This is a genomic window from Micromonospora sp. LOL_021 (genome assembly GCF_048060215.1).
In the GTDB taxonomy this organism is placed as follows: Bacteria; Actinomycetota; Actinomycetes; order Mycobacteriales; family Micromonosporaceae; genus Micromonospora_E.
In genome coordinates, this window is the sequence record NZ_JBHMIN010000015.1 from 118577 (window position 1) to 125204 (window position 6628).

Here is a 6628-nt window from a genome sequence, read left to right on the forward strand (position 1 = left end):
TCGTATTCGAGTCTCATGTACGGCCTGTGACTGAGCCCATCATTTCGGGTGGTGTCGGTCCGGTCCGGACGGCTGATTTCCTGGGTTTCGCGGGGATTTGCTGGTACGAAACCTCGCGCATTACCGACATAGGAGACATCCGCCATCAGGCTGGACTTGGCGTAGCCGTTACACCGCGTAGACTCACCACCCGTGATTGCGCTCGAGCAAGTGACGAAGACGTACCCGAAGGCGTCCCGGCCCTCGCTGGACAACGTGTCGGTCGCGATCGAGAAGGGCGAGTTCGTCTTCTTCATCGGTCCGTCCGGCTCCGGCAAGTCCACGATCATCAAGCTGCTGCTGCACGAGGTGACCCCCAACAAGGGCAAGGTCATCGTCAACAGCAAGGACGTCACGACCATGCGCTCCTGGAAGATCCCCAACTTCCGGCGCTCCATCGGCTGCGTGTTCCAGGACTTCCGGCTGCTGCCCAACCGCACCGCGTACGAGAACGTCGCCTTCGCCCTCGAGGTGATCGGCAAGACCAAGGCGGTCGCCCGGCGGGTCGTCCCGGAGGTGCTGGAGCTCGTCGGCCTGGGCGGCAAGGAGCACCGCTACCCGCACGAACTCTCCGGTGGCGAGCAGCAGCGCGTCGCGGTGGCCCGGGCGTTCGTCAACCGGCCGCTGGTGCTGCTCGCCGACGAGCCGACCGGAAACCTCGACCCGGATACCTCGATCGAGATCATGCGGCTGCTGGACCGGATCAACCGCACCGGTACCACGGTCGTGATGGTCACTCACGACTCGAACATCGTCAACCAGATGCGGCGGCGGGTCATCGAGATCGAGGCCGGCCGGATCGTCCGCGACCAGGCTCGCGGCGTCTACGGCTAACCAGCCACCACGGCTCCACCGGGGCCTGTGTCGGCCGGCACCGGCACGTGGCGGCCTAGTACCACCATCCAGCGGCAGATCCGGAAGAGGAACCCGATGCGCGCGAAATACGTCCTGTCCGAGGTGATGGTCGGGCTGTGGCGCAACGTGACGATGACCGTCGCCATGATCATCACCATGGCGGTGTCGCTCACCATGCTGGGCGCGAGTGGCCTGATGTACCTGCAGGTCAACTCGATGAAGGATTTCTACTACGACCAGATCGAGGTCTCGATCTTCCTGGTGTCCGACGTCTCCGACGAGCAACGCGACAGCCTGCAGAGCTCGCTCGACGCCGACCCGTTGATCTCCAACGTCACGTACGAGTCCAAGGAGGAGGCGTACAACCGTTTCCAGACGCTCTACGCTGACGCTCCGGATCTGGTCAACGCGGTCGAGCCGGACCAACTGCCCGAGTCGTTCCGGATCAAGCTGGTTGATCCGGAGGAATACCAGGCAATCTTCGACAAGTACAACGGCACCGAGGGCATCGACGAGATCGTCGACCAGCGCCGGCTGCTCGACAAGATCTTCAACATCCTCGGCTCGGTGCAGAGCATGGCGCTGATCGCCGCGTCGATCATGGCGGTGGCGGCGTTGCTGCTGGTCGGCAACACGATCCAGGTCGCGGCGTACAGCAAGCGGCGCGAGGTCGCCGTGATGCGGCTGGTCGGCGCGTCCAACTGGTTCATCCAGGCCCCGTTCGTACTCGAAGCCGTCGTCGCCGGCCTGTTCGGCTCGCTGCTCGGCTTCGGTGCCCTGGTGCTGGGCAAGATGTTCCTGCTCGACGGCTCGCTGCGCGATCTCACCGAGCTGCTGACCCCGATCGAGTGGAGCAGCGTACTGCTGATGTTCCCGGTGATGGCCGGCGTCGGTGGCCTGGTCAGCGCGATCACCGCCTGGGTGACGCTGCGCTTCTACCTGCGGGTCTGACGCTTGATCCGATCCGATTCCATCTGCCGCCGCGCGCCGACCGGTACCGGAAAACCGGTACCGGTCGGCGCGTCGTCGCGCGGTACCATGGCGCGGTTGTCCGTCGGCGCCGCGTCTGCGCAGCAGCGCCCGGGTCCGCAGAGGAGGCAGCCATGCCGCGGGAAAAAGGGCGCAAGGTCGTCGCCTCGAACCGTAAGGCCCGGCACGACTACGCCATCACCGACGTGTACGAGGCCGGCATGGCGCTGACCGGCACCGAGGTCAAGTCGCTGCGGTCCGGCCGGGCCTCGTTGGTCGACGCATTCGCTCAGGAGCGGCAGGGCGAGATCTTCCTGTACGGCATGCACATCCCGGAATACGACCAGGGCACCTGGACCAACCACGAGCCCCGCCGGACCCGCAAGCTGCTGCTGCACCGCACTGAGATCGACCGGCTGCTCGGCAAGCTGCGGGAGGGCGGGTTGACCCTGGTCCCGATCTCGGTGTACTTCTCCGACGGCTGGGCCAAGGTCGAGCTGGCCCTCGCGCGCGGCAAGAAGTCCTACGACAAGCGACAGGATCTGGCCAAGCGGGACGCCGACCGGGAGATCCAGCGGGCAGTAGGCCGGCGCGGCAAGGGGATGAGCTGACCGAGCCGCACCTTCTGCCGGTAGTCGGCTCAAGCCTTCTGGCCGTAACCGGGATGAAGCCCGGGGCCGGAGGCGTTAGGATCGGTACGGACGCGGACCACCTCCGGGCCGCGCCGCCACACCAGGGGGTGACTGGTTTCGACTTCGTACGTTGCGGCAGGGGAAGCGAGCCGAGGAAGCCGACGTCGTCTCGTGAATCGGTCGTCGGAAACCAATAAGCGCCAACTCTAAGCGCGCTGACTTCGCTCTCGCCGCCTGAGGCGAGTAGCAAGTCTGTCGGTCTGGGACTGCCTTCGGCCCAGTAACCGGCATCAGTGAGAGGGCTGGCCTAGCGAACCCGGTCGCGGGGTTCGTGCGGCGAGATCAAACGCGACTGGGCCCGTCACATCGACTCGCTCGCGTGATCGATGGGGCCGAGTAGAGGCACAGCGAGCTGCGCTCGGAGAAGCCCTGGCAAGACGCCGAAGGACCCGGGTTCGATTCCCGGCACCTCCACGGACAACAGCCGGCCCACCGCCACCAGGCGGTGGGCCGGCTGCGTTGCACGTGGGCCGGCTGCGTTGCACGGCCGACTTCACTATGTGTAGTCAATCGCCTAGTTGGTCCGGGAACCCGCTGCCAACCTGGTGCGTCTGACCCGACATGCGCCGTTTCACCGCCCTGTTGGGCATACCACTGATCCTGATCGCAGGTTGCGCGCCGACCGACGGGACCGCACCCGGCGGTCCAGGAGGCTCCGCCGACGAACGCTGGGAGAGCTTCCAGCAGCGCGCCGACGAGGTCGCCGAGGCGTGGCGCACCGCAAGCGGACGGCCGGAGTGGCTGGCCGGCTACGCGCCACTGCAGAGCCCCACCGTGCTCCCCGCCGAGCCCGGATTCACCCCGGAGACCGAACAGGCGTTCCACGCCGGGTGGTACCGGACCGAGCTGACCGTACCCACCGAGACACCCGCCGACGGCACCGTCGACTTCCCCGACGGGACGCTGAGAGTACCGCTGGTCAGCGCCGCCGACGCGTACGCGCAGCTACGGCAGGGCGACCCGCCGCAGTGCGACGAGGCCCGGCCCGGCCCCGACCCGACCGGCAGCGCCACCGACCTGGCCGGCACACCCGGCCCGGACGACAGTGTCACCAACTCCGGTGAGCTCGGCTGCCAGGCGCTGACCGTCACCGCTGCCACGCTCGGCACCGTCGATTTGCTGACCAGCCGGGGCACGGCGCAGGTGCCGGCCTGGCTGTTCGACGTCGCCGAACTCGACGGTCCGGTCGCCCGGGTCGCCGTCGACGAATCGGCCGCCGTACCGGCCCCAGAACCGCAGGTGCCCGAGCCGGCCGGGATGACCACGTTCGTCACCGCGCAGAACCTCACCGGCGTCGACGGGACCGACCTGGCGTACCGGCTCGGCGTCGGCGCCTGCGACAGCGACATCACCCCGTTCGTGCAGGAGTACGCGGACGCCGTGGTGGTCGCCGGCGGTGTGACCCGCACCGCGCAGGAGTGCACCGACCAACTGCTGTTCCATCCGGTCACCGTGACCCTCGACGAGGCGCTCGGGGCCCGTACGGTGCTCGACGCGCTCACCGGTCGCCCACTGCACGTCATCGCGGTCGGCTGAGCCATGCCGCAGCCGTACGGCCCGGGTCAGGAACCGGACGACACCGCCGTGACCATGTCCCAACTGCTCGACCGGGGCCTGCCCGGGCAACGCCAACCGGCCGGAGCCTGGAACCTGCCCGCCGGGGAGGCGGTGATCCTGGCCGGTGACGCGGCGACCGGCAACCGGATCCGGATGTGCCTCGACGTCGCCGGGATCAGCGCTGCGGTGGTGGTGCTGGCACCGTCAGGGCAGCTCGACGGGCAGGGTGATGCCGTCGAGTGACCGCGGGCACGGGCAGTCCCGATCCATCGGCCAGGTCGCCAGCGCGGCCAGCAGCAGCGCGCGCAGCCGGGCGGTGTTCTCGCCGAACACCCGGAACACCTCTTCCTGGGTGACCGCGTGCCCACCCTCGACACCCACGTCCAGATCGGTCACCAGGGCGATCGACGTGTAGCACAGCGCCAGCTCCCGGGCGAGGACGGCCTCCGGGTGGCCGGTCATGTTGACCACCGCGCCGCCGATCGCGGTGAACCACCTGGACTCCGCCCGGGTGGAGAACCGTGGCCCCTCGACCACCACCACCGCACCGCCGTCGCGTGGCTGCAGGCCCTGCTCGGCGCCGACCCGCAGCAGCACCGACCGCCCGGTCGGGCAGTACGGGTCGGCGAAGCTGACGTGCACCGCACCCTGGTCGTAGAAGGTCTGCACCCGTCCGCTGGTCCGGTCGATCAGCTGGTCGGGCACGACGAAGGTGCCCGGGCCGAGCTCCGGGCGCAGCCCGCCGACCGCGCACGGCGCCAGCACCTGACGTACGCCGAGCGAACGCAACGCCCACAGGTTGGCCCGGTACGGGATGCGGTGCGGCGGATGCCGGTGGTCACGGCCGTGTCGGGGCAGGAACGCGACCCGCCGCCCGCCGACGTCGGCGACGGTGATCGGATCGGACGGTTCACCGTACGGCGTCGGCACCCGGTGCTCCGTCGCGTTGTCCAGCAACGCGTACAGCCCGGATCCGCCGATCACCGCCAGCTCTGCCTGCGCCTGCATCAGGTCCCTCCCGGTTTCGGGCAGGGTGGCCGGAAACGCCCGTGCCACGCCCGCGCGGTTAGACCTTAACCGGGCGCTGTCGAGCAAGCTATGGTGCCAGGCATGGCTTTCACAGCACCCGTGGCGGATCGTCGCCGCGCCGTCCGCGCGGACCGTGGGGGTCGTGACTGCGCCGCGTGGGCAGGTACGGGAGGTCGAGGTGCACGGTGAAGGTCAGCGGATCGGGGGACGGTCGATGGCGTCGATGACCGGCCAACTGCTGGTCGCGACGCCAACGCTCAAGGATCCCAACTTCGACCGTACGGTCGTGCTGCTGGTCGCCCACGAGGCCGGGGGAGCGCTCGGGGTGGTGCTGAACCGGGCCACCGAGGTGCCGGTCGCCGAGGTGCTGGGCGGCTGGAGCAGTCTCGCCCGGGAGCCGTCGGTGCTGTTCGAGGGCGGCCCGGTGCAGCCAGAGTCGGCGATCTGCCTGGCCCGTACCCGCACCCAGACCGGCCGGGTGAAGGGTTTCCACCGAATCGCCGGCCCGCTCGGCACCGTCGACCTGTCGACCGACCCGGGGCCGCTCGCCGAGTCGATCTCCGGGATCCGGGTCTTCGCCGGCTACTCGGGCTGGTCGGCCGGGCAGCTGGAGGAGGAGATCAACGCCGGCTCCTGGTTCGTGCTGGAGGGCCTGCCGGACGATCCGTTCATGGCCCGCCCGGACGATCTGTGGCCGATGGTGCTGCGCCGCCAGCGCGGCATGATGGCTGCGGTGGCCCACTTCCCGGCCGACGTCTCGATGAACTGACCCCGCGCGTCGCCGAGCCGACCCCGCGAGATGACCGCGCGGGGCGGCGTGTGTAGTATTGCCGGGTGCCCGGGAGATCCGGGCCGACCGGGGGCCGTGGCGCAGCTGGTAGCGCACCACACTGGCAGTGTGGGGGTCAGGGGTTCGAGTCCCCTCGGCTCCACCCGTGTTCATGCAGGTCAATCGGCGTCAGTCATCGACTGGTGCCGATTTTTCGTGATCTCGTGGTCACAGCCGTGGTCACACAGCGCCCCACACTGCAGTTCGATGATCGGTGTTGAGACTTCGTCAGGAACGGCCTCTGACCAGGAATCTTTCTACTGCTTCGGCTGCCCAGGGGCTGCCGGGGCGGAATGTGGGGCGCAAAAACAGTGTGGTACCCGGTGCCGGCCCGTACCGTCAGATGCGGCAATCGGTGTGCTGGCCTGCTCACTCGATGCCCGGCCGCGTGCGGTGCGGCTGGGGTGTGCTGGCTGGGGTGAAAGTCGCACAGATCGAGGCTGGACCCGAGGCTCGGACGCTCGTCGACCGTTGCAAGAGGCAGGGTGAGACAGCAACGAGGCTCCCGGGAGGGGCATCTTTCTTGGTTGATTGCTTGTCTTACCGGGAGCCGCACCTCTCCCGACTACCGGCCTCCTCCGCGTCGCTGACCTGCACTGTCAACGGTCTTTCTGATCTCCCCGTAGGCGGCCGGCATTTGTCCCCGCTGGCGGCCACG

At 68.6% G+C, this 6628-nt stretch carries 7 protein-coding genes, 1 tRNA gene and 1 other RNA gene; 8 read left to right on the forward strand and 1 reads right to left on the reverse strand.

What is annotated here, in order from left to right; translation table 11 throughout:
• Positions 1-192: 192 nt before the first annotated feature.
• The 6 genes from ftsE to ACFHWT_RS13035 all read left to right on the forward strand — a co-directional run bounded on the left by ftsE (position 193) and on the right by ACFHWT_RS13035 (position 4355).
• Positions 193-873 carry a cell division ATP-binding protein FtsE gene (ftsE, locus tag ACFHWT_RS13010; protein WP_278173989.1) on the forward strand — a complete coding sequence of 227 codons (681 nt, stop codon included), beginning with the start codon at positions 193-195 and terminating at the stop codon, positions 871-873.
• A 96-nt stretch (positions 874-969) separates the two neighbouring features.
• Positions 970-1845: a permease-like cell division protein FtsX gene (ftsX, locus tag ACFHWT_RS13015; protein ID WP_278173990.1), complete on the forward strand. Its 876-nt coding sequence runs from the start codon at positions 970-972 to the stop codon at positions 1843-1845.
• A gap of 152 nt (positions 1846-1997) precedes the next feature.
• Complete coding sequence (gene smpB / locus ACFHWT_RS13020) at positions 1998-2474, forward strand: SsrA-binding protein SmpB (protein WP_416594851.1); 477 nt, start codon at positions 1998-2000, stop codon at positions 2472-2474.
• A gap of 124 nt (positions 2475-2598) precedes the next feature.
• Positions 2599-2972, forward strand: a transfer-messenger RNA (tmRNA) gene (gene ssrA / locus ACFHWT_RS13025).
• A 144-nt stretch (positions 2973-3116) separates the two neighbouring features.
• Positions 3117-4091, forward strand: a complete 975-nt coding sequence (locus tag ACFHWT_RS13030; protein ID WP_416594852.1) for a hypothetical protein — start codon at positions 3117-3119, stop codon at positions 4089-4091.
• 3 nt (positions 4092-4094) lie between these two features.
• Positions 4095-4355, forward strand: coding sequence for a hypothetical protein (locus ACFHWT_RS13035; RefSeq protein ID WP_416594853.1), 261 nt, complete (start codon positions 4095-4097; stop codon positions 4353-4355).
• Here ACFHWT_RS13035 and ACFHWT_RS13040 read toward each other — a convergent pair.
• A complete protein-coding gene (locus tag ACFHWT_RS13040; protein ID WP_416594854.1) occupies positions 4317-5120 on the reverse strand; it encodes an S-methyl-5'-thioadenosine phosphorylase in 804 nt (267 codons plus the stop codon). The genes ACFHWT_RS13035 and ACFHWT_RS13040 overlap by 39 nt on opposite strands.
• A 235-nt stretch (positions 5121-5355) precedes the next feature.
• Here ACFHWT_RS13040 and ACFHWT_RS13045 point away from each other — a divergent pair, with 235 nt between their 5' ends.
• Both ACFHWT_RS13045 and ACFHWT_RS13050 read left to right on the forward strand, forming a co-directional pair.
• Positions 5356-5910: a YqgE/AlgH family protein gene (locus ACFHWT_RS13045; protein ID WP_123605053.1), complete on the forward strand. Its 555-nt coding sequence runs from the start codon at positions 5356-5358 to the stop codon at positions 5908-5910.
• A 90-nt stretch (positions 5911-6000) separates the two neighbouring features.
• Positions 6001-6073 (forward strand) — tRNA-Ala (locus tag ACFHWT_RS13050).
• The last annotated feature ends 555 nt before the right edge of the window (positions 6074-6628 follow it).